Annotated in this window: 25 protein-coding genes; 12 read left to right on the forward strand and 13 right to left on the reverse strand. The window is 67.8% G+C overall.

Annotated features, from left to right (window positions below):
* Positions 1-9 precede the first annotated feature (9 nt).
* The 3 genes from sdhA to ACFOWZ_RS10235 all read left to right on the forward strand — a co-directional run bounded on the left by sdhA (position 10) and on the right by ACFOWZ_RS10235 (position 3,081).
* Complete coding sequence (gene sdhA / locus ACFOWZ_RS10225; protein ID WP_030470770.1) at positions 10-1,764, forward strand: succinate dehydrogenase flavoprotein subunit; 1,755 nt, start codon at positions 10-12, stop codon at positions 1,762-1,764.
* The gene (locus ACFOWZ_RS10230; RefSeq protein WP_382371454.1) at positions 1,764-2,546 is read left to right on the forward strand and encodes a succinate dehydrogenase iron-sulfur subunit; all 783 of its coding nucleotides are present in this window, start codon (positions 1,764-1,766) and stop codon (positions 2,544-2,546) included. The genes sdhA and ACFOWZ_RS10230 overlap by 1 nt, the downstream gene beginning before the upstream one ends.
* Positions 2,547-2,949: 403 nt before the next feature.
* Positions 2,950-3,081 carry a hypothetical protein gene (locus ACFOWZ_RS10235; protein WP_382371456.1) on the forward strand — a complete coding sequence of 44 codons (132 nt, stop codon included), beginning with the start codon at positions 2,950-2,952 and terminating at the stop codon, positions 3,079-3,081.
* Between the two features lie 18 nt (positions 3,082-3,099).
* Here the strand turns inward: ACFOWZ_RS10235 and ACFOWZ_RS10240 are convergent, their stop codons facing one another.
* Positions 3,100-4,368: a D-alanyl-D-alanine carboxypeptidase family protein gene (locus ACFOWZ_RS10240; protein ID WP_382371458.1), complete on the reverse strand. Its 1,269-nt coding sequence runs from the start codon at positions 4,366-4,368 to the stop codon at positions 3,100-3,102.
* Between the two features lie 61 nt (positions 4,369-4,429).
* On the opposite strand from ACFOWZ_RS10240, the gene ACFOWZ_RS10245 reads away from it, so the two are divergent.
* Together ACFOWZ_RS10245 and ACFOWZ_RS10250 are read left to right on the forward strand one after the other, a co-directional pair.
* Positions 4,430-4,657, forward strand: coding sequence for an SCO4848 family membrane protein (locus ACFOWZ_RS10245; protein ID WP_382371460.1), 228 nt, complete (start codon positions 4,430-4,432; stop codon positions 4,655-4,657).
* 8 nt (positions 4,658-4,665) lie between these two features.
* The gene (locus ACFOWZ_RS10250; protein WP_363781650.1) at positions 4,666-5,016 is read left to right on the forward strand and encodes a hypothetical protein; all 351 of its coding nucleotides are present in this window, start codon (positions 4,666-4,668) and stop codon (positions 5,014-5,016) included.
* Between the two features lie 279 nt (positions 5,017-5,295).
* Here the strand turns inward: ACFOWZ_RS10250 and ACFOWZ_RS10255 are convergent, their stop codons facing one another.
* Positions 5,296-5,439 (reverse strand): hypothetical protein, encoded by a 144-nt coding sequence (locus tag ACFOWZ_RS10255; RefSeq protein ID WP_382371462.1) that lies wholly within the window; start codon positions 5,437-5,439, stop codon positions 5,296-5,298.
* Between ACFOWZ_RS10255 and ACFOWZ_RS10260 the strand changes: the two genes are divergently transcribed.
* Together ACFOWZ_RS10260 and ACFOWZ_RS10265 are read left to right on the forward strand one after the other, a co-directional pair.
* Positions 5,432-5,668 (forward strand): LPXTG cell wall anchor domain-containing protein, encoded by a 237-nt coding sequence (locus ACFOWZ_RS10260; protein WP_382371464.1) that lies wholly within the window; start codon positions 5,432-5,434, stop codon positions 5,666-5,668. The genes ACFOWZ_RS10255 and ACFOWZ_RS10260 overlap by 8 nt on opposite strands.
* Before the next feature lie 40 nt (positions 5,669-5,708).
* Positions 5,709-6,623 (forward strand): hypothetical protein, encoded by a 915-nt coding sequence (locus ACFOWZ_RS10265; protein ID WP_382371466.1) that lies wholly within the window; start codon positions 5,709-5,711, stop codon positions 6,621-6,623.
* 61 nt (positions 6,624-6,684) lie between these two features.
* Here ACFOWZ_RS10265 and yhjD read toward each other — a convergent pair whose 3' ends face one another.
* The 11 genes from yhjD to ACFOWZ_RS10320 form a co-directional block, all read right to left on the reverse strand.
* Positions 6,685-7,671: an inner membrane protein YhjD gene (gene yhjD, locus ACFOWZ_RS10270; protein WP_382371468.1), complete on the reverse strand. Its 987-nt coding sequence runs from the start codon at positions 7,669-7,671 to the stop codon at positions 6,685-6,687.
* A gap of 24 nt (positions 7,672-7,695) precedes the next feature.
* Positions 7,696-8,712, reverse strand: coding sequence for a tryptophan--tRNA ligase (trpS, locus tag ACFOWZ_RS10275; protein ID WP_382371470.1), 1,017 nt, complete (start codon positions 8,710-8,712; stop codon positions 7,696-7,698).
* 27 nt (positions 8,713-8,739) lie between these two features.
* Entirely contained in the window at positions 8,740-8,931 is a 192-nt protein-coding gene (locus tag ACFOWZ_RS10280; protein WP_156094154.1) for a hypothetical protein, read from the reverse strand.
* A 122-nt stretch (positions 8,932-9,053) separates the two neighbouring features.
* Entirely contained in the window at positions 9,054-11,576 is a 2,523-nt protein-coding gene (locus tag ACFOWZ_RS10285) for a bifunctional FO biosynthesis protein CofGH (protein ID WP_382371472.1), read from the reverse strand.
* A 61-nt stretch (positions 11,577-11,637) separates the two neighbouring features.
* On the reverse strand, positions 11,638-13,296 hold the full coding sequence (locus ACFOWZ_RS10290; RefSeq protein ID WP_382371474.1) for a TIGR03767 family metallophosphoesterase: 1,659 nt from the start codon (positions 13,294-13,296) through the stop codon (positions 11,638-11,640).
* A gap of 113 nt (positions 13,297-13,409) precedes the next feature.
* On the reverse strand, positions 13,410-13,646 hold the full coding sequence (locus ACFOWZ_RS10295) for a hypothetical protein (RefSeq protein WP_382371476.1): 237 nt from the start codon (positions 13,644-13,646) through the stop codon (positions 13,410-13,412).
* A 262-nt stretch (positions 13,647-13,908) separates the two neighbouring features.
* Positions 13,909-14,709 (reverse strand): exodeoxyribonuclease III, encoded by an 801-nt coding sequence (locus ACFOWZ_RS10300; RefSeq protein ID WP_382371478.1) that lies wholly within the window; start codon positions 14,707-14,709, stop codon positions 13,909-13,911.
* A gap of 11 nt (positions 14,710-14,720) precedes the next feature.
* Positions 14,721-14,939 carry a hypothetical protein gene (locus ACFOWZ_RS10305; RefSeq protein WP_030470787.1) on the reverse strand — a complete coding sequence of 73 codons (219 nt, stop codon included), beginning with the start codon at positions 14,937-14,939 and terminating at the stop codon, positions 14,721-14,723.
* Between the two features lie 28 nt (positions 14,940-14,967).
* Positions 14,968-15,255: a hypothetical protein gene (locus ACFOWZ_RS10310; RefSeq protein ID WP_051784246.1), complete on the reverse strand. Its 288-nt coding sequence runs from the start codon at positions 15,253-15,255 to the stop codon at positions 14,968-14,970.
* A gap of 202 nt (positions 15,256-15,457) precedes the next feature.
* On the reverse strand, positions 15,458-16,681 hold the full coding sequence (locus ACFOWZ_RS10315; protein WP_382371481.1) for an NADP-dependent isocitrate dehydrogenase: 1,224 nt from the start codon (positions 16,679-16,681) through the stop codon (positions 15,458-15,460).
* Between the two features lie 79 nt (positions 16,682-16,760).
* The gene (locus ACFOWZ_RS10320; RefSeq protein ID WP_382371483.1) at positions 16,761-17,603 is read right to left on the reverse strand and encodes an SDR family NAD(P)-dependent oxidoreductase; all 843 of its coding nucleotides are present in this window, start codon (positions 17,601-17,603) and stop codon (positions 16,761-16,763) included.
* A gap of 112 nt (positions 17,604-17,715) precedes the next feature.
* On the opposite strand from ACFOWZ_RS10320, the gene ACFOWZ_RS10325 reads away from it, so the two are divergent.
* From ACFOWZ_RS10325 to ACFOWZ_RS10345, 5 genes are all read left to right on the forward strand, one after another.
* Positions 17,716-18,522, forward strand: coding sequence for a metal-dependent hydrolase (locus tag ACFOWZ_RS10325; protein WP_382371485.1), 807 nt, complete (start codon positions 17,716-17,718; stop codon positions 18,520-18,522).
* 154 nt (positions 18,523-18,676) lie between these two features.
* Positions 18,677-20,125, forward strand: coding sequence for a PHP domain-containing protein (locus ACFOWZ_RS10330; RefSeq protein ID WP_449280279.1), 1,449 nt, complete (start codon positions 18,677-18,679; stop codon positions 20,123-20,125).
* A complete protein-coding gene (locus ACFOWZ_RS10335; RefSeq protein ID WP_382371489.1) occupies positions 20,122-20,604 on the forward strand; it encodes a hypothetical protein in 483 nt (160 codons plus the stop codon). Before ACFOWZ_RS10330 ends, ACFOWZ_RS10335 begins: the two co-directional genes overlap by 4 nt.
* A gap of 10 nt (positions 20,605-20,614) precedes the next feature.
* A complete protein-coding gene (locus ACFOWZ_RS10340; RefSeq protein ID WP_382371491.1) occupies positions 20,615-21,559 on the forward strand; it encodes a ribose-phosphate diphosphokinase in 945 nt (314 codons plus the stop codon).
* A 1-nt stretch (position 21,560) separates the two neighbouring features.
* Entirely contained in the window at positions 21,561-21,860 is a 300-nt protein-coding gene (locus tag ACFOWZ_RS10345) for a DUF2695 domain-containing protein (protein ID WP_382371493.1), read from the forward strand.
* The last annotated feature ends 77 nt before the right edge of the window (positions 21,861-21,937 follow it).

Consider the following 21,937-nt stretch of genomic DNA (forward strand, 5'->3'; position numbering starts at 1 on the left):
CCCACCACAATGCAGTTCCACAAGTACGACGTAGTCATCATCGGCGCTGGTGGTGCCGGAATGCGCGCGGCGATCGAGTCCGGCCAGCGCGCCCGCACCGCGGTGCTCACCAAGCTCTACCCCACGCGTTCGCACACCGGCGCGGCCCAGGGCGGCATGTGCGCCGCCCTCGCCAACGTCGAGGAGGACAACTGGGAGTGGCACACCTTCGACACGATCAAGGGCGGCGACTACCTGGTCGACCAGGACGCCGCCGAGATCATGGCGAAGGAGGCCATCGACGCCGTTCTCGACCTCGAGAAGATGGGCCTGCCGTTCAACCGCACGCCCGAGGGCAAGATCGACCAGCGCCGGTTCGGCGGCCACACGCGCAACCACGGTGAAGCCGCCGTGCGCCGCGCCTGCTACGCCGCGGACCGCACCGGTCACATGATCCTGCAGACGCTGTACCAGAACTGCGTCAAGCACGGCATCGAGTTCTTCAACGAGTTCTACGTGCTCGACATCTGCCTCACCGAGACGGAGAACGGCCCGGTCTGCACCGGCGCCGTCGCGTACGAGCTCGCGACCGGCGAGATCCACGTCTTCCAGGCCAAGTCCGTCGTGTTCGCGACCGGTGGTTTCGGCAAGGTCTTCAAGACCACGTCGAACGCCCACACGCTGACCGGTGACGGCATGGGCATCGTCTTCCGCAAGGGCCTGCCCCTGGAGGACATGGAGTTCTACCAGTTCCACCCGACGGGCCTCGCGGGTCTCGGCATCCTGCTGACCGAGGGTGCCCGCGGCGAGGGCGCGATCCTGCGCAACGCCTCGGGTGAGCGGTTCATGGAGCGCTACGCCCCGACCATCAAGGACCTGGCGCCGCGCGACATCGTGGCCCGCTCGATGGCCCTCGAGGTGCTGGAAGGCCGTGGCGCCGGCCCGAACAAGGACTACGTGCTGCTCGACTGCACGCACCTCGGTGCCGAGGTGCTGGAGACGAAGCTGCCGGACATCACCGAGTTCGCCCGCACGTACCTCGCGGTCGACCCGGTCGTCGAGCCCGTCCCGGTGTACCCCACCGCGCACTACGCGATGGGCGGCATCCCGACGAACATCCACGGCGAAGTGCTGCGGGACAACGACAACGTCGTTCCGGGTCTCTACGCCGCCGGTGAGTGCGCGTGCGTCTCGGTGCACGGCGCGAACCGCCTGGGCACGAACTCGTTGCTGGACATCAACGTCTTCGGCCGCCGCGCCGGCATCGCCGCCGCGGAGTACGCGCTGTCCCGCGACGAGCACGTCGAGCTGCCGGAGAACCCGGCCGCCGCCGTCGAGGCGCAGGTCGCTCTCGCCCTGTCGGAGCACGGCCAGGAGCGCGTGGCGGACATCCGCACCGAGCTGCAGGCCACCATGGACGCCAACGCGTCCGTGTACCGCACCGAGGACACGCTGAAGCAGGCGCTGCACGACGTGCAGGCGCTCAAGGAGCGTTACGCCCACATCTCCGTGCAGGACAAGGGCAAGCGCTTCAACACCGACCTGCTGGAGGCCGTCGAGCTCGGCTTCCTGCTGGAGCTGGCCGAGGTTCTCGTCGTCGGCGCCCTGGCGCGCAAGGAGTCCCGCGGCGGTCACGCCCGCGAGGACTACCCGAACCGCGACGACACGAACTTCATGCGGCACAGCATGTTCTACAAGCAGGGCGAGGGTCTTGCCGCGGACATCCGCCTCGACTACAAGCCCGTCACCTTTACCCGGTACAAGCCGATGGAGCGCAAGTACTGATGACCGCCACCGCTGAAACCACTGCTGGCTCGCGCGGCTCCCAGCCGCCGGTTCCGGACGGCGCTGTCACGGTCACCGTCAAGATCCGCCGGTTCAACCCGGAGTTCGACGACGAGCCGCGCTGGGACATGTTCGACATCCCCGCGCTCCCGTCGGACCGCGTGCTGAACCTCCTCCACTACATCAAGTGGTACGTGGACGGCACGCTGACGTTCCGCCGCTCCTGCGCGCACGGCATCTGCGGTTCCGACGCCATGCGCATCAACGGCGTGAACCGCCTGGCGTGCAAGGTCCTGCTGAAGGACCTGCTGCAGAAGGGCGACAAGCAGACCACGATCACCATCGAGCCCATCAAGGGCCTGCCGGTGAACAAGGACCTGCTCGTCGACATGGAGCCCTTCTTCGAGGCGTTCCGCGCGGTCAAGCCGTACCTCGTGACGTACGGCAACGAGCCGACGCGCGAGCGCATCCAGTCGGTCGCCGACCGCGAGCGGTTCGACGACACCACGAAGTGCATCCTGTGCGCCTGCTGCACCACGTCGTGCCCGGTCTACTGGACCGAGGGCTCGTACTTCGGCCCGGCGGCGATCGTGAACGCGCACCGGTTCATCTTCGACTCGCGTGACGAGGGCGCTGAGGAGCGGCTCGACATCCTCAACGACATCGACGGCGTGTGGCGGTGCCGGACCACGTTCAACTGCACCGACGCCTGCCCGCGTGGCATCCAGGTCACCAAGGCGATCCAGGAAGTGAAGCGCGCGCTGCTGTTCAAGCGCGTCTGATCGGTTGCTCTGAGGGCGCCGCGTTCCCGTTGGGGGCGCGGCGCTTCTGCATTTGGAGGGACTGCGGGAAGCGCAGCAGTCCTGCCGGGAGAAGTGGGATCTGCTGAGCACCGGTCCTGGACCGAGGTCGCCCAGATCGTCGAACGACTGCTTGAGCTCGTAGTAGGGCGGGGTGCGGACGTCGCCGGCGGCCGGTGCCAGATCGAGGAAGGCGCCGGGTGGGCCGGCGCCGAACACGGTCACGCCGCGCGCATCGATCTTGAGGTTCGCGCTGAGCTCGTCCGGTGCGTCGGGCGCGATGTCCTGCCACCTCTGGAGAACGTCCGCCGCTCTGCAGAAGAGGTCGGGTTCGCGGTCGTGCGCGCAGTCGACGATCCGCCCGTCCTGCAGCACGACCTGAGCCGTGCGCAACCGGTTCGGCACGTCCGCAGCGGTGCTGGCGTCGATCGTGCTGATCGCCGGTGTCCTCGCGCTCACCGCCGTGATGGTCCCGGAACGCGAACGAGCCCCCAGCGTTGGCGCTGGGGGCTCGTAGCGTGTCCTTCGTGGCGGCTCAGACGCCCTGTGCCGCCTGTGCGGCCTGGCGGCGTGCCCGTGCCGCCTTGGCCCGCTTGTTGCGGATGTAGAGGAACACACCGGCCAGCAGGCCGATGCCCGCCACGGCCGTGATCGGGAGGCCGACGGTGCCGAACGCCGTCGGCGTCGGGCGGCCCGTGCGGGAGTCGACGGCGGCCGCGTCGTCCTGCTTGTCGTCGTTGCTCTGGGTGGGGACGACGTTCGGCTTCGGCTGCGGGGCGCCGTCCACGAGCTTGCCGACACCGCCGGGGCCCATGGCGAAGCCGTAGTCGAGCAGCTTCGCGGCCTGGGCGGTGATGTGCGTGGGCTGCACCTGACCGCGCAGCAGGACGACGACGAGGCGGCGGCCGTTGCGTTCGGCGGCGCCCACGTACGTGTGCTGCGAGTCGTCGGTGAAGCCGCTCTTGCCGCCGATCGCGCCCTGGTAGTTCGCGAGCAGGCGGTTGTCGTTCGTCAGCATGATCGTGCCGCCGTTGCGGCCGGGGAACTGCGCCTGCTGCAGTTTGATCGTCTGCGCGAACTCCTCGTACTTCATCGCGCCGCGGAAGATCAGGGCGACGTCGTAGGCGGAGGTGCTGGTGCCGGGGGCGTCCAGGCCGGACGGGGTGACGGCGCGGGTGTCGAGGGCGCCGAGCTCCTTGGCCATGGCGTTCATCTTGCGCAGCGCGTTCGGCACGCCGCCGAGCTGACGGGCCAGCGTGTGCGCCACGTCGTTGCCCGAGGTGAGCAGCAGGCCCTGCAGCAGCTGACGAACCGTGTACTGGCCGCCGTCCTTGAGGCCCACGCAGGTGCACTCCTGCTGCGTGTCCTCGGCGGAGGCGGTGACGACGAGGTCTCCGCGCAGCTCCTTCGCGACCACCATCGCGAGCAGAACCTTGATGACGCTCGCCGGGCGCTGACGGCCGTGCGGGTCGTACGCGGCGATGACGGCGCCGCTGTCCATGTCCGCGAGGAGCCACGAGGCCGCGGTGATGCCGCTCGGCGGCTGGGCCGAGTTCGGCGGGAGGATCAGGCCGCATTCGCCGAGCCGGTCGCCACCGACGGGCTTCTCCGGCACCTCGAGGGCGGTCGGCGCCTTCTGACCGGGCGCGGGCTGCTCCGACGTGTCCACCGGGGGCGGCGGGGTCTCGCGGTTAGCGCACTGCGCCGAGCCGGCGGCCTGCTGTGCGGTGCCGGTCGGTGCGGCGAACGCGGCTGTGGCCGTTGCTAGGACCAGGGCGACGATGAGCCGTTGGGTGAAGGGCACGGCTCCAGGCTATCCACCCCCGTTTAGCGGCTTGCACGCACCACGTCCGATACTGGTCGCTGTGAAGCTCTCGCGCCCGATGTCACTCTTTCTGGTGGCTTTCGGAGTGTGGTCGTGGGTGATCTGGCCCACGTTCCTGAAGAACATCTGGAAGGACCCCCGTTCGTTCAACGACGGGCCCACCGCTTTCTTCACGGTGCACCTGGTGCTCGTGATCGCCTCGCTCGTGTTCGGCACCGTCATCGGGGTGCTGGGCGTGCGGGGCTTCCTGGCCACTCGACGTCGATAGGAAACGTTGTGGAGTTCGTACGTCTGCTGCTGGTGTTCCTGCACCTGCTGGGCATGGGCATGCTCGTCGCGATGATCATGCTGCAGGCCAAGGCCGGCAAGGACGCGCCGGTCAACAAGGGCTGGTTGCACGGTGCGGCTCTGCAGCTGCTCACCGGTGTGGCGCTGGTCGGCATCGACCCGCTGGTCGACTCGGTGAAGTACGACCACATCAAGATCGGCGTGAAGCTGCTGGTCGTCGTGGCCATCGCCGCCGTGGTCGCGATCAACGTCAACAAGCCGAAGGCGCCGTCCTGGCTGCTGCCGACCGCGGCGTCACTCGTCGTGCTGAACGTGGGGATCGCGGTCTTCTGGACCTGATCGAGGGATGTCGCGTGCACGCCTGGGTGACGTGTGCGCGCCGCACGCGCGACGTGCGGTATCTCGGCGCAACGATCGTGCCATGTCACGTATCGCCTACATCGGTGTGCTCACCGCGGGCGCGGTGTTGACCGTCGTCGGACTCTACGGTGCGGGCCCGGAGGCTTCGGCCTCCGGCGACGACCGGGTCTGCGCCGCCGCGTGGTGCCCGAAAGTACGTCCAGGATGGCGCTCACCAGAAGCAAGAGGTGAGCCCACCACGACGACTACGAAGCCGACCTACACCACGTCGACGACTACCACCACCACGTGCACGGAGCCGTCGACCACCACGTCGAAGTCGACGACGTCGTCCACAACCTCGACCTCGTCGACGACCACCACGTACACGAGGCCGGGCAGCACGACGTCCTCGGTGTCCACGACCACGTCGACACCTTCGACTTCGACTTCTTCGACTTCCACGAAGCCGTCGACGACAACGCCTCCGGTCAAGACGACCCCGCCGGTCGCGAAGCCTCCGCGCCACCAGGACAACCGCCTGGCCAACACGGGTGCCTCGATCGGCTGGCTGGCGGCACTCGGCGGCCTGCTCGCCGCCGCGGGTGTGCTCCTGCTGCTGATCGACCGCAAGAGGCTCGCCCGGCGCTGAGCCGTCAAAAACTGTCGGTGGCGCTCGTCACACTGTCGACATGCGAATCGAACAACTGCGCGAACGCAGCGATCTCGGTGTCATCAGCACCACCGCCCTGAAGTCGCTGGGGGTGGCGAACCCCTGGCCGAAGTGCCGCCCGGGCGGGCCGTGGCAACGCATGCACGCAGGTGTCGTGCTGCTGCACAACGGCCCGCCCACGCGCGACCAACAGGTCACCGCGGCCCTGCTGCGCGCAGGCCCAGGAGCCGTGCTGACCGGCGCTGAAGCCTGCCGCCGCCACGGCCTGCCGGCCAGAGGCTCCGAGATCCACGTCCTGGTGCCGGGTTCCGCGCGCGGCAGCGGCACTCTGATCGTCGAACGCGCCTCACCGATGCCCCGCTCGACCACCATCGACGGCTTCCCGGTGGTGTCGGCCGCCCGAGCCGTCGTCGACGCGTGCCGGCAGATGCGTTCGGCGGACGAGGCCACGGCGCTGGTGGCCGCAGCCATCCAAAAGGGCCGCTGCACCCCCGGAAGCCTCCGCGAGGAGGCCCGCACCAACCGCTACGGCACCAAGCTGGTCCGCGAGGTCCTCAAAGAGCTGGGCCGCGCGGAGTCCGTGGCAGAACGCGACGCCCGCATGCTCTCCCGCCGAATCCGCCTGACCAAACCGCACTGGAACGTCCAGATCGCCGACGCCACGGGCCAGCTGATCGGCAGACCGGACGCCTGGTTCGACGACGTGGGCCTGGCCTGGGAGATCGACTCGAGGGCGTTCCACTACGACCCGCGCGACTACGAACGCACCCTCCCGCGCAACATCCGCTACGCAGCAGCAGGAATCCTGGTCGTGCAAACCCTGCCGACCCGCCTGCGGGACCAGCCGGACGCGGTGGCGGCGGAGCTGAGGAACGCGCACCAGGCGGCAGCGGCGCGGCCGAGGCCGGCGGTGCGCATCGTGGAGCCGCCGTGAGGTGGTGAGGGCGGGCGACAGCCATCGAGCGACGGGCGGGCGGCCTCAGGTCCGGCCTGCCCTACCTCCTACGCCACCTCAACCCCAGCAACGCCCCCATCACAGCCCCGACCCCCAACATCAACGACGGCGCAGGCCCCGACCGCACCGACACCACCGGCGAGATCACCGCAGGCGGCGGCGCAGCCACCACCTCCGGCTCCCGGTTCTCCTTGGCCGTAGCCGTCCAAGCGGTGATGAACAGCAAGAACTGCGCCACCAGGTTCGCGAACACCAGCACACCGATCACCGACCCGAACGCGGCGGAGGTCGGCGACGACGTCACGAACGACAGGAAGATCGTGGCGGCCTGCTTCAGCACCTCGAACCCGATGGCGGCGGCCAGAGCTCCGCGCAGCGCGCTGCGCCAGCCCACAGGCTTGCGCGGCAGCCGGGCGAGCACCCAGAGGAACACCATCCAGTTCGCCAGCAGCGAGAGGAGGATCGAGGCGATCTTCACCAGCGCCCGCGCCCAGCCGGCGTCGTCCAGGCCGAGCCACACCAGCACCTGGTCCGCGAAACCCGAGCCCAGGGCGGTGATGCCGAACGACAGCACGATCGCGAGTCCGAGACCGATGAGCGCCAGGAGGTCGCGCCACAACGTGCCGAGGAACGGCAGGTTCTCCTTGGCGTGGCCCCACTGCGCGGTCAGGGCGTCGCGGAGGTTGCCCATCCAGCCGAGACCGGAGTAGGCGGCGCCCAGCAGGCCGATGATGCCGACCGTGCCCTTGGAGTCCAGGGCCGTGTTCACGGCCTCGTTGATCTGCTTGCTCAGGTTCTCGTCCGGCACGGCCTCCGCGATCGCCGTGCGCAGTTCGGCCAGCAGGTCCGGCTGGGACTGCAGCACGAAACCGGCGATCGCGAACCCGATCATCAGGATCGGCACCAGAGACAGCACGCTGAAGTACGTCACCGCCGCCGCGTAGTGGGTGCCGTACCTCTCGGTGTAGCGCTCGTACGCCAGCATGACGTGGTCCAGCCACGCGTACTTCCGCCGCCACTTGTCCACGGTCAGGACGCTAGTGCAAGTGCACTACTCGGGCAGAACAAACCCGATCTTCTCGTACGACCGGCGCAACGTGACCGACGCGACGTCGCGGGCGCGCTCGGCGCCGCGGGCCAGGATCTTGTCGAGGGACGCCAGGTCGTCGAGGTACGTGCGGACGCGTTCCTGGACCGGCGTGACCCACTCGGTGAAGACCTCGCCGAGGTCCTTCTTGAGGTCGCCGTAGCCCTTGCCGTCGTAGTCGGAGACCAGCGACTCCACGGAACGGCCGGTCAGGGCCGAGTAGATCGTCAGCAGGTTCGAGACGCCCGGCTTGTTCTCGACGTCGAAGATGATCTCGCGGCCCGTGTCCGTGACGGCCGAGCGGATCTTCTTCGCCGACCGCTTCGGGTCCTCCAGCAGCTCCACGACGCCGCCGGGCACCGACTTGCTCATCTTCGCCGTCGGGTCCTGCAGGTCGAAGATCTTGGCGGTGTCCTTGACGATGTACGCCTCCGGCAGGCGGAACGTCTTGCCGTAGCGCGAGTTGAACCGCGTCGCGAGGTCGCGGGTCAGCTCCAGGTGCTGGCGCTGGTCCTCGCCGACCGGCACGTAGTGCGCCTGGTACAGCAGGATGTCCGCGGCCTGCAGGATCGGGTACGTGAACAGGCCGACGCCAACGGACTGCTCCTGGCGTGCGGACTTGTCCTTGAACTGCGTCATCCGGGACGCCTCGCCGAAACCGGTCATGCACTGCATGAGCCAGCCGAGCTGGGCGTGCTCCGGGACGTGCGACTGCACGAACAGCGTCGCGCGGTCGGGGTCGATGCCCAGCGCGAGCAGCTGAGCTGCCGAGACGCGGGTGTTGTGGCGCAGTTCCTTCGGGTTCTGCTCCACGGTGATCGCGTGCAGGTCGACGACGCAGTAGAACGCGTCGTGGTCCTCCTGCAGGGCCACCCACTGCCGCACCGCACCCAGGTAGTTCCCGAGGTGGAACGAGCCCGCCGTCGGCTGGATGCCGGACAGGACACGAGGACGGCTGGTGGGTGCGCTCTCCGTGGACACGGACGAAATCTTCTCAGACCAGGTGGATCAGTTCTGCGCGGTGTCCTGCTGAACCAGGTCGATCCGCTGGTTCGCCGCCGGGACGACCGCCGGCTTGCGCCGCTTGACCAGGCCGTACACCAGACCACCCACACCCGCCGTGACCGCGATCAGACCCACGGGACCAGCAGCGGTACCGGTCATGCTGCTCTCAACCGCAGCGCTCAGTACCAGACTCATGCCGTGCACTTGCCGAGCCTCCCCAAGGCACAGACCCACCCCGGAAGGGTGAACCTTGCTGACTGATTGGCCGCCAAGCTACCGATCACCGGTAGCGTCGATGCGCCGAATCAGACTATCGGTCACTGTTGATCGGTTCGCACTCGCCCATATGTCGTAGTCCGCTGACGGGCGTTACGCCCTGCGAGCGAAGCCAGGGTCTCAAGCTCACGCACAGTACGCGCGGACCCGTGTTCGGACCCTGCCATGCGACTGATGGTCTCCTCCATCAACGTGCCGCCGATGTCGTTCGCACCGCCGTTGAGGATCTCCGCAGTGCCCTCGTCGCCGAGCTTGACCCACGAGCACTGGATGTTGTCGATCCGCCCGTGCAGCGCCAACCGTGCGAACGCGTGCACGGCGCGGTTGTCGCGGCGGCTGGGGCCGGGACGGGCGACTCCTGCCAGGTAGATCGGGGCGTTGCGGTGCACGAACGGCAGCGCGACGAACTCGGTGAGACCGCCGGTCTGGTCCTGCAACCTGGCCAGCACGCGCAGGTGCGTGAGCCAGTGGCCTGGGTGGTCGACGTGGCCGTACATCATCGTCGACGACGAGCGAATGCCCAGGTCGTGGGCCGTGCTGACGACGTCGAGCCAGGTCGCGGTCGGCAGCTTGCCCTTGGTCAGCACCCACCGCACGTCGTCGTCGAGGATCTCGGCCGCGGTGCCGGGGATCGTGTCGAGGCCCGCTTCCTTGAGTTCGGTGAGCCAGTCGCGCACGCTCACGCCGGCCTTCGCGGCGGCGGAGACGATCTCCATCGGGCTGAACGCGTGGACGTGCATCTGCGGCAGGCGCTTCTTGATCGCCCGCACGACGTCCGCGTAGTAGGTGACCGGCAGCTTCGGGTCGATACCGCCCTGCATGCAGACCTCGGTGGCGCCGGAGTCCCACGCCTCCTGCGCGCGGTCCGCGACCTCCTCTGCGCTCAACCTGAACGCATCCGCATCCCGTTCACGTTGGGCGAAGGCGCAGAAGCGGCAGCCGACGTAGCAGACGTTCGAGAAGTTGATGTTCCGGTTGACGACGTACGTGACGTCGTCGCCGACCACCTCGCGCCGCAGGTCGTCGGCGAGGCGCGTCATCTCCTCCAGCGCGTCGCCGTCGGCGGTGAGCAGTGCCATCGCGGCGTCGGTGTCGTCGAGCAACGCGGCCGGGTCGTTCGCCGCGATTTTCAGTCCACGTTGGACGTCTTCGGAAAGCCGTTGCGGCGCAACGGGAATCTTCAGCTCGTCCCAGTCGCCGTAAACCTCGTCGAAGTCACCGCGGCGATCGCTCGTGCGCCCTTCGGTGTCGATCGCGGTGTTCAGGTCGGCGCGCCCGAACGTGTCGAGCCCGCCGTCGGGCTCCTGCCACTCGCGGCCGACCACGGGAGCGTCCGGGTTCGCGAGACCGCTTTCCAGTGCCAGCGCGGAAACGTGGGCGGTGAGCCGCGTGTCGATCCACTGCCCCGCCGCCGCGCGCACGTAGCGCGGGTAGACGTTCAGCCTCTCCTGCAACGAGAATCCGGCTTCGCGTGTGATGTCCACGAGCCGGTCGACCTGAGGCCACGGCTTCTCGGGGTTCACGTGGTCCGGCGTGATCGGCGAGACGCCGCCCCAGTCGTCGACACCCGCGCGCAGCATGAGGCCGAACTCCTCGCCGACCAGGTTCGGCGGCGCCTGCACGCTCACGGTCGACGGCATCACCAGGCGTGCCACGGCGATCGTCGCCGCGAGCTCGGTCAGGTCGGCGTCGGGCATGCCGCGCATCGCCGTGTCGGGCTTGGCGCGGAAGTTCTGGATGATCACTTCCTGGATGTGCCCGTACTGCTTGGCGACCTGGCGCATCGCCAGCAACGACTCGGCGCGCTCGGCGAGGTTCTCGCCGATGCCGATCAGGATTCCGGTGGTGAACGGAACGTTCACGCGTCCGGCGTCGGTCAGCACCCGCAGGCGGACCGCGGGATCCTTGTCGGGGCTGCCGTAGTGCGGGCCGCCCTTCTCGCTCCACAGCCGCTCGGCCGTGGTCTCCAGCATCATCCCCATGCTGGACGCGACGGGCCGCAGCCGCGTCAGCTCCTCCCAGCTCAGCACGCCGGGATTGAGGTGCGGCAGCAGACCCGTCTCCTCGAGCACCGCGATGGCACTGGCGCGCACGTAGTCCAAAGTGGACTCATAACCACGTGCGTCCAGCCACTCCTTCGCGGCGGGCCAACGATCTTCCGGCCGGTCGCCGAGCGTGAAGAGCGCTTCCTTGCACCCCTGCTCGGCACCCGCGCGGGCGATCGCCAGCACCTCGTCGCGTTCGAGGAACGCGGCGGGCACCTTGTGCGGCACGGTCGCGAACGTGCAGTAGTGACACCGGTCCCGGCACAACCTGGTCAGCGGGATGAACACCGACCGGCTGTACGTGACGACCCCGGGCCGCCCCTCGGCGAGCAGGTGCGCGTCCCGCACCTTGCCGGCCGCGGTCAGCAACGCGTCCAGGTCCTCTCCGCGCGCGTGCAGCAGCACGGCGGCCTCGGTCGCGTCGAGGACGGCACCGTCGGCTGCCCGGCGCAATGCACGCCGCATGGCCGCCGCGCTCGGACGGGGCTGCGGTGGGGTTAGAGAGATGTCCACTGCCACGTCAACGACCTTAGGCCGCCGAAATTCCTGATCAGTTGTGATGAGCTGTGGGACATCCCACTCATCGCACGGTGACCAGCAGTTCCGTGTTCCGGTCGAGCGGCGTGCCCAGCGGGTTCGTCCGCGAGTGGATGTCGTTGTAGGTGAACTCCCGGCACAGGCTCGCGAGACCGGAGTCGCTGCGGTCGTCGTAGTCGGCCTGGTACGGCGCATCGGCTTCGAGCAGCGTCGTGAACAGCGACAACGTGCCGTCCCCGTTGTCTGCGACCTCGATGACGCGGGCGTGCTGCGGGTAGTCGACGTGCGCGGCGGTGTTGATCTCCCAGAAGCTCCTTCCCGGCGTCTCGTGCCGGTGCGGCGTGATCACGTTGCGGTGCGTGTGCCCGTTGACCCACGCCAGCACGTTCGGGAACCGGTGCAGCAGGTTCACGAGCGCGTCGCCGTTCATGCGCGGGTCGAGCGGACGACGCCGATCCGGCAGAACGTTGCCCATCGTCTTGCTGGTGTGGTGACTGAACAGCACGAACAGCTCGTCGGTGACGTTCTGCCGTTGCGGCAGTCCCAGCCAGTCGTAGTAGAGCGAACTGTTCCGCCTGAGGGTTTTCTCGATCCAATTGAGCTGATGCAGCCCGATCGACCCCTCGGAGAACCCCGCGAGGTTCGTGGTGTCCATGCTGATGCCGGTGACACCGGGCGCCATCCGGAACGTGTAGAAGACGTTGACGCCGTCCGCGTTCGCCTCCGTGTAACCGTGCCCGCCCGACGGCAGATGCTTGCGCACGAACTCACCGGTGTCGAACAACCTACGTCGACTGTCAGGCGTGACGGTCCGGACGACGCCGCCGCCAGCGAGGATGGCCAACGCCTCAGGAACCGCCTTGGGGTCGTTGAACGCCTGCGCCACCTTTGCGTTCTGCACCGGATCCCCGAACCCGACGATCTTCTTCCGCCCGGTGTACCAGCTGTCGAGCAGCCCGTCCGGCAGCGCGCCGACCACGCTGTCGTCGTGGTTGCCGATGGTGGAGTACCAGGGGATGTTCAGGCCGGGGCTGGTGAACTCCCTGACAGCCGCGTCGAGCAGTCCGTCGAGCTGCGGGAAGCCTTTGGCCTTGTAGTCGTCCACGCCCGCGAGCTCCGGTTGCCAGAACGTGCTGATGCCGGAGTTCTGCACGCCCTCGTACCGCACGTCGCCGGTGTTGGGCGTTATCCGGCCGCCGTTGAGGATCGTGAGGAACCAGTCGAGCTCGACGTTCTCGTGGTTGTCCGTGTTGTCGCCGGTGGTCATGAGGAAGTCGAAGGGCCGCCCGGTCAACGGTCCTCTGCGGACCGCGTTGACCCTGCGCACCAGCGACGTCGACCCCTGCGCCGTGAGCGCCTCCTGCGGCCGGTGCGCGCTGGAGCCCATGATCGGGTGCAGGTACTCGAACCGCAGCGGGCTCTGGGCGTCGCAGATGTGCATGTCGCTGAACTGCACGAAGCTGACCAGCGCCCGCCGCCTGGCTTCCCGCCCCGCCTTGGCCTGGACGAGGTCGTTGCGGATCACGGTCGGCCAGCCCGGCCCCGCCGCCAGCCTGCGGTAACCGCTCGTGCCGATCGGCGTGGCGGTGGCCTCGAGCGTGGTGCCCGCGGTGAAGGCAATCGCTTGCGCGTCGAGTAGTGGCACGCCCGCCGCTGTTGCGCCCATCGCGAGCAGGAACGAACGCCGATTGAAGCCCGCCATGTGCCGCCCCCTTGATCTGACCGATGGTGAATCGTGTTCAGATTCGGGGAGCTGGCAGGTGAAATCGAGTGGTCAGGCCGGGGACGGGAGCGATAAAGGCTGGGCGGACTGGATCAGTCGGAGCAGTCGTCGCCCTCGGATTCGCCACCTTCGGACGACTCAGTCACCTCGTCGGCAGGGCCACGCCGCAGCGGTCCGATCTGGTAGCGAGGGAACGCGACCTTGGCGATCTCGCGGATGTCGGTCTTGTTCGCGTTCTTGGCCAGCACGCGGACCTTGAGATAGTCGAACGCTGGCTTGGCCACGGCCGCAGCGGTGACCGCGCATATCGTGATGATCTCTCCGACCACCAGAGGTGCCTTTCGCCTCCGGCTGATCGATCTGCGGACATACCTCAGCTCGACCAGCACACGACTGGTTTCGAGCTAAGATCCGCGCCCCTGCCCCGAGCTAGCAGTAAGACTGGAACCGCCTCTAACTACTACCAACTCGCCGGGGACAGGCCGGACTGCTCCCGGATGCGGGGGCGTCAAGGTGCCCAGTTGGTAGTAGTTAGAGGCGGTTTGATCACGAGTTGGTGGTACTTGCAGACGTCCACGACCAACAGGGAGGTCAACGGGGCCAGTCGAAGGTCACCGTGACCGGGGCGTGGTCGGACCAGCGTTCCGCGTAGGTTGCGGCGCGTTCGACCACGGCGGATGTCGCTGAAGCAGCGAGGCGGTCTGTTGTGACAACGTAATCGATCCGCCACCCCGAGTCGTTGTCGAACGCCTTGCCCCGGTACGACCACCACGAGTACGGCCCGGCCACATCGGGGTGCAGCGCGCGCACCACGTCGTTGTACCCGGAGGCGAAGACCGACGACATCCACTCCCGCTCGTACGGCAGGAAGCCGGACTCCTTCTGGTTCGTGCGCCAGTTCTTCAGGTCGGCCTGCTGGTGCGCGATGTTCCAGTCACCACACACGAGCACCTCACGGCCGGACACGGCCGCCTTCTCTCGCAACGACACCAGGTACGGCAGGAAGGCCGCCATGAAGCGGTCCTTCTCGTCCTGCTTCTCGGTGCCGACATCGCCGGACGGCAGGTACAACGAGCCGACGACGACGCCCGGCAGCTCGATCTCCACGTAGCGGCCGCTCGACTCGAACTCGGCAGTGCCAAAGCCCACACGGACCGAGGACGGTTCAACGCGCGAGAGCACGGCCACGCCCGCGCGGCCCTTCAACGACGACGGGGCGTACACGCCGTGCCAGCCCGAAGGCGAGTGGACCTCTGCGGGCAGTTCGTGGGGTTCGGCGCGAACTTCCTGCAGGCACACCACGTCTGCGGACGTGGACGCCATCCACTCCAGGTAGCCCTTCTTGGCGGCGGCGCGCAGACCGTTGACGTTGACCGTGGAGACCGTGAGCACGAGGCGGGAGCCTACCTAGAGGCCAGGCCCCAGGGTTTCGGGTACTCGGCGCCGCAGCCCGCGCAGTGCGCGGTCAGGTCCAGGTAGCCCACGATCGTGGCCATCTCGTCGCGGGGCAGCGCCAGTTGGCGCTGGCCGTCGATCTCGGTGTAGAGGCCCTGCCACTCGGGCTCGCAGGAGCACTGCGTGACGCCCTTGCCCCTGCCCCACCGAAACATGTTCCGCAGCATGACCCAAGTCTGCCACGGCGCCGGTGGCTCACTTGCAGGTCGAGTCGCTCGTCAGCGCGACGAACTGCTGGCTCACCCAACGCCGGTCGCTCAGCATGCGGTAGCCGTTCTCCACGCGTGCCTGGGCGTCCGCGACCGCGTCACGCGGCATGGTCGAGACGATCGGCTGCATGTCGCCGGGGCCGGACCTCACGTTGAGGATGTCGGCGGTCACGGTGATCTTGCAGATCTCCGCGCCCTTGTCGCTGCCCATCGGCTTGCCGCCGTTCGCCACGTACATGACACCGGCGACGCCCAGCACCCCAATCACGATCATTCCCCTGACCGGAACACCCAACATGACGCCGCCTCCTGTACCGCGAACTGCCCCGAGCAGCAGATATAGCGGCTGGAAGTCCCCTGTGGACGGCTCGGCGCGGCAACCACCCGCAAGAGGAACCGACCGGGTGACGAAAAGCGAAGAAGGCCACCCCGGTGTGACCGGGACGGCCTTCTCGCGTGCTCGAATCAGGCGAACGTCAGAACGACGCCATCTTCTTCTTGAGGTTCTCGTCCAGCGCGGCGAGGAAGTCCTCGGTGGTCAGCCACTCCTGGTCCTTCGAGACCAGCAGCGCGAGGTCCTTGGTCATCTGACCGGCCTCGACCGTCTCGATGACGACCTGCTCCAGCGCCTCGGCGAAGCGGATCACCTCGGGGGTGTTGTCCAGCTTGCCGCGGTGCATGAGGCCGCGGGTCCAGGCGAAGATCGACGCGATCGGGTTCGTCGACGTCGGCTTGCCGGCCTGGTGCTGGCGGAAGTGGCGCGTGACGGTGCCGTGGGCGGCCTCGGCCTCGACGGTCTTGCCGTCCGGGGTCATGAGGACCGACGTCATCAGGCCGAGCGAGCCGAAGCCCTGCGCGACCGTGTCGGACTGGACGTCACCGTCGTAGTTCTTGCACGCCCAGACGTAGCCGCCCTCCCACTTCATGGCCGCGGCGACCATGTCGTCGATCAGGCGGTGCTCGTAGGTGAGGCCCTTGGCGTCGAACTCCGCCTTGAACTCCTCGTCGAACACGCGCTGGAAGATGTCCTTGAAGGCACCGTCGTAGGCCTTCAGGATCGTGTTCTTCGTGGACATGTAGACGGGGTAGCCCCGCTGCAGGCCGTAGGAGAACGAGGCGCGGGCGAAGTCCTCGATGGACTTGTTGTAGTTGTACATGCCCATCGCCACACCGCCCTCCGCCGGGAACTCGGTGACGACGTGCTCGATCGGCTCCGAGCCGTCTTCCGGCTGGAACGTGATCGTGAGCTTGCCGGCGCCGGGCACCTTGAAGTTGGTGGCCTTGTACTGGTCACCGTGCGCGTGACGGCCGATGATGATCGGCTTCGTCCAGCCCGGGACCAGGCGCGGGACGTTCGAGATGATGATCGGCTCGCGGAAGACGACACCGCCGAGGATGTTGCGGATCGTGCCGTTCGGCGAGACCCACATCTTCTTGAGGCCGAACTCCTCGACGCGCGCCTCGTCCGGCGTGATCGTGGCGCACTTGACGCCGACGCCGTGCTTCTTGATGGCGTTCGCGGCGTCGATCGTGACCTGGTCGTCCGTGGCGTCCCGGTGCTCGATGCCCAGGTCGTAGTACTCCAGAGTGACGTCCAGGTACGGGTGGATCAGCTTGTCCTTGATGAACTGCCAGATGATCCGGGTCATCTCGTCGCCGTCGAGCTCGACGACGGTGCCCTGAACCTTGATCTTGCCCATAACTCCGGGCGCTCCTCTCGCGACGATGCAAGCAAGACAAGCGTACTGGTAAACCGCCGAGGTGTGCCTGCGACCCTGGTTACACCGATTCAGGGTCGAAGTCCGTCGAGCGGCTCACGTGCTCCCACTTGTCGATTTCTGCGTTCCGTGCCTGGTCGGCCAGGCGGACCATGTCCACCGCGTCGCTGCCGAGCAGCAGACTCAGTGGCGGCTCGTCCATGGCTACCACGTCGAGCATGACTCGCGCGGCCTCGGCCGGATCACCAGGCATGTTGCCGTGCGCGCCACGCATCATGTCGAGCATTGCCCCGACAGAGGGAACGTAGTCCTCCCCCGGCTCGGTCACCACCAGAGAGGGGCCGGTCCAGTCGGTCTGGAAGCCGCCGAGCTCGACGATCGTGGCCTTCACCCCGAACGGCGCGCACTCCGCGGCCAGCGACTCGGTGAAGCCGCGCAGCGCGAACTTGGCCATCACGTACGGGGCGAGACCGCCGCCGAACGCCATGTGCCCGGCGGTCGACCCGACCTGGATGAAGTGACCCGACCGCTGCTCGTGCAGGACGGGCAGCGCGGCCTTCGTGACGTTGACGACACCCCAGAGGTTGATCTCCAGCTGGTCGCGGAAGTCGGCCTCCGAGCACTCCTCGATCGACGTGACGCGGCCGGCGCCCGCGTTGTTCACGACGACGTCGAGCCGGCCGAACTCGCGGACCGCGGTCGCCACGGCCTCCTTCGCCTGCGCGGTGTCGCGCACGTCCAGTGCAACAGATCTGACCCGGTCGCCGTGTTGAGAGACGAGGTCGTCGAGATCGCGCGGATTGCGGGCGGTCGCGACGAGCCGGTGTCCGGCGGCGAGCACCGCTTCGGCGGTCTTGCGGCCGATGCCGCGGGAACTGCCGGTGATGAGCCAAACCTGAGCCATGTCCGAGCTCCTTGCCGAGGAGTTGGTTGTCCGGAGATATGGAGTTCTGGCTCGGACACGTGATACCTGCGGCTACTGTTTTCACCGTCGGGTGATCACTGAAGGGGAGTAAGTGTCAACTGGGCCAACACATGCGATGAGCGGGCTGCTCGCCTGGAGCGCCGTCACCGCACTCGCATCGAGTCACCCGATCGGCCAGCTCTCGCCGCAGAGCTGGGCCGTTGGCGCGGTTCTTGCCACTGGAGCAGCACTTCTGCCGGACCTCGACCACCCCGGTTCGACCATCTCGCGCACGTTCGGAGCATTGAGCGGCGGGCTGTCGGCGGGGATCAACGCGGTCAGCAGCTTCGTTTACCGGACAACACGGCTGAAGAAGGATTCCAAGAGAGACGGCGGACATCGGGGTCTCACACACACGCTCGTCTTCGCGCTGTTCGCCGCCATCTTCACCACCGCGGTCGTGCAGAACAGCCAGAAGTGGGCGCTGCCGGTGCTGATGTTCGTGTTCGCGGGCCTCGCCGTGCGCGGGATCATGAACGACTGGAACCCCAAGCAGGACGCGTTGATGATCACCGTCGTCTCCGCGGGAGTGACGTGGGCCATGATCGCGTGGACCGCGCAGACCAACGCTTCCGCTGCGGCGTGCGGGATCGCGGTCGGCGTCGGGTGCGTGGCGCACTACGTCGGTGACGCGATCACCGAACAGGGCTGCCCGATGCTGTGGCCGATCCCGATCATGGGCAAGACGTGGTACCCGGTTGCGCCGCCGAAGATCATGCGCATGAAGACGGGTGGCGTCGTCGAGATGGCCATCGTCGGGCCGGTGGTGACGATCCTGTCGGTGTGGCTGGGCCTCGCGGCGTTGCAGGCGACCGGCGCGCTGCCGTTCCTGGACTGGGTCGACCTCCTGCCGATCTGATGTTGTTCGTCCGCCGGTCATTCGGCAGCCACCTGCGCCTCACCCGATCGGCCTAACCTCCACGGACCCCGACCCGTCGCGTGGAGGATCAGCCATGTCCGAAGTGGCCCGCAGGCGCTTCTTGCAGGGAGCGAGTGCACTGGGTGTAGCTGGCGTGTTGGGCACGGGCCGTGCGTCTGCTTCTGCCCGTTATCACTGGCTTTCCGGCGACCACCACACGCACACGCAGTACTCGTACGACGGCATGTACACCATCGAGCAGCAGATCCGCGGCGCGTTGCGGCACGGCACGGACTGGCTCGTGATCACCGACCACGGACACGCGTCGCACGAGGCGCACTCCGTTGAGGCGACCGCGGCGGACATTCGGCGCGCACAGCAGAAGTTCCCTCAACTGCTGCTGTGGCAGGGCATGGAGTGGAACGTGCCCGGCGCCGAACACGCCACTCTCTTCTTCGAGGACTGCCACGACGAAGCCGGCGTGCTGCGCGACTTCGAGCGGCAGTTCGACTGGCGGTTGAACGGCGCCGAAGCGTCCAGCCCCGCCAACGAGCGCAAGGCCCTGGACGCGATCCGGTTCCTCCAAGCCAAGATCCGCAACGGCACGATGAAGTCCGCGTTGGTGTTCGTCAACCACCCGATGCGCAACGGCCGTGTGGCGCCCTACGAGTTGCGGAACATGCGCGACCTGGCGCCCGACATCGTTGTCGGCATGGAGGGTGCGCCCGGCGCGCAGGGCGACGGCGATCCGTTGCGCGGTCCCGGCGGCTACCGCGGCGGCTACGCGAACAGCCCCGGCTCGAACTCCTACGCGCCTTATCCAGCCGAGGCGTACCGGACGTACGGCGGCTTCGACTGGATGACCGCGAAGCTCGGCGGCGTCTGGGACTCCCTGCTCGCCGAGGGCCTCGGCTGGTGGATCACGTCGAACTCCGACTCGCACTTCAACTCGCGCGACACGATCGTCCGCGTGCCGGAGCCGGGCAACCAGTTCGACCTCACCGGCAAGCACCTCGACCCGGTCGACAGCGGCCCGCCCCAGGCGTCGCCGCCCTACGTCGACTTCTTCCCCTGCGAGTTCTCCCGGACCGTCGTCGGAGCGACCAGGCGGACGCGCGGCGCCGTGATGGAGGGCCTGCGGGCAGGTCGCGCGTGGGTTTCGCACGGCGGACTGGTCGACGACCTGCAGTTCACCGCCGTCGGCACCGGTGGCCGCGAAACGATGGGCGGACGTCTGCGTGTGCGGCGCGGTTCGGACGTGACGGTGCTGGTCAAGGCGCGTCTCGCGACACGCCCGAACAGCGCGGGATTCATCCCCCGATTGCGCCGTTTGGACCTCATCAGAGGTGCGGTAACCGGACGATCATCATCTGAAACGTTGTCCACGCCACATGTGAAGGTCGAGCGGTCCTATGAGCCGCGCTGGCACTATGCGGTCTTCACGCACACGTTCCGCAACGTCCGAGAACCTTTTTACCTCCGATTGCGCGGAACCGACGGCAACCGCGGCGCGTTCGAACCGCAGGCGGACACTCCGGGAGCCGCGAACCCGTGGGAGGACCTGTGGTGCTACACCAACCCGATCTTCGTGGAGGTCAGGTGACCAGCACCTTCGTCGGTGTCGACGCCGGCTACGAAAACCGCTGGGAAGCGGAGAAGATCGCACTGGAGCTGCACGACACCCTGCTGACCACTGCCAGGACGGTCGTGGTGCACGAGGTCGACGGCCACCACGCGATGTCCTTCCTGCTCCCCGTGCCCCCGTCCGACGCGGTGGTGAACTCACTCGTCGAGCAGGGTTTCGGGGTCGCCGTGCGCGGTGCGTCCTCGGGGCGTCTGGTAGGCCCGGAGGCGCTGCGAGTAGGCGCCTCCACTGCTGCTGAGGCGCACCAATACCGCCGCGAGGGGCGCGCTCTGCGGTTCCAGGGCCAACGGTCGTTGCGCGGCCGTCACGGTGTGTCGGACATCCTCGCGTTCACGGCCATAGAGGCCGTCTTACCGCGCGGAACCCACACGGTCGACACGCGCGGGAACCTGGTCCCGTTCTTCCGCGACGGCAAGTTGGTGCTGGTCGTCGACTAGGTTCGGGGGTGTGCGTGACATCGCTGTCTTCACCGGTTCCGCCCATCCCTCCCTCGCCGCCGAGATCTGTGGTCACCTCGGTGTCGACCTGTCACCCAGCCGCCTGACCCGGTTCGCCAACGACTGCCTCGAGGTGCAGCTGCAGGCGAACTGCCGCGAGCGGGACGTGTTCCTGATCCAGCCACTGGTGCCGCCGGTGCAGGAACATCTCGTCGAACTGATGCTGATGCTGGACGCTGCCCGTGGCGCGTCCGCCGCACGCACGACGGTCGTTCTGCCGCACTACGCCTACGCGCGCTCGGACAAGAAGGACGCGCCGCGCATCTCCATCGGCGGCCGCCTGGTCGCCGACCTGATGGTCGCCGCCGGAGCCTCCCGCGTGCTGGCGATGACGTTGCACTCGCCGCAGGTGCACGGCTTCTTCTCCGTGCCGGTGGATCACCTGCACGCACTGCGCGAGCTGGCGGCGCACTTCTCTCAGCACGACCTGTCGAACACCGTTGTGGTGTCACCGGATCTGGGCAACGCCAAGGAGGCCGCGCACTTCGCCCGGATCCTCGGCGTGCCGGTCGCGGCCGGCGCCAAGCAGCGGTTCGCCGACGACAAGGTGCAGATCTCGACGGTGATCGGCGACGTGGCCGGGCGGGACGTGATCGTGCTGGACGACGAGATCGCCAAGGGGTCGACCGTCGTCGAGCTGCTGGACAAGCTGCGGGAACGCGGGGCGGGACCGATCCGGGTCGCCTGCACGCACGGGCTGTTCTCGTCCGGCGCGCTGGACCGGTTGCAGGCGTTCGACGACGTGCTGGAGATCGTCGCGACGAACACCGTGCCGATCCCGCAGGAGAAGGTCGTGCCGAAGTTGAAGGTGCTGTCGATCGCGCCGGCGTTGGCCGAGGCGATGCGGCGGATCAACGTCGGGGAATCGGTGTCGACCCTGTTCGAGGCGCCCTGACATGGGCACTCCACCGGACAAGGCTCGCCGCAAGGAGCTGCGCGACCAGTACAAGCGCGCCGAGGTCGAGGCGCGGGTCGCAGGACTGCCGCTGAGCCGCGAGCAGCTCACGGCTCTGGTGGCGTTCGTCGACGCGCTCGTGGTCGAGGAAGGCTGCGACCACACGTGGCGGCACACCGAGCGTTGGGTGAGCGCGCAGGGCCTCGCGTGGGATCCGATCGAGGACGCCCTGTGCGAACTCGGTGGCTACTGCGACTGCGAAGTGGTCATGAACTGCGACCCGGAGGACGTGTTCGGCTAGTGCCTGTATCGAAGTAGGCACCGAGCGCTTGCTGATTGGCGCGAAAAGCACGTTCGGGCCGATAGATGGCCCGAACG

The organism is Lentzea rhizosphaerae, assembly GCF_042649515.1.
Lineage (GTDB): Bacteria > Actinomycetota > Actinomycetes > Mycobacteriales > Pseudonocardiaceae > Lentzea > Lentzea aerocolonigenes.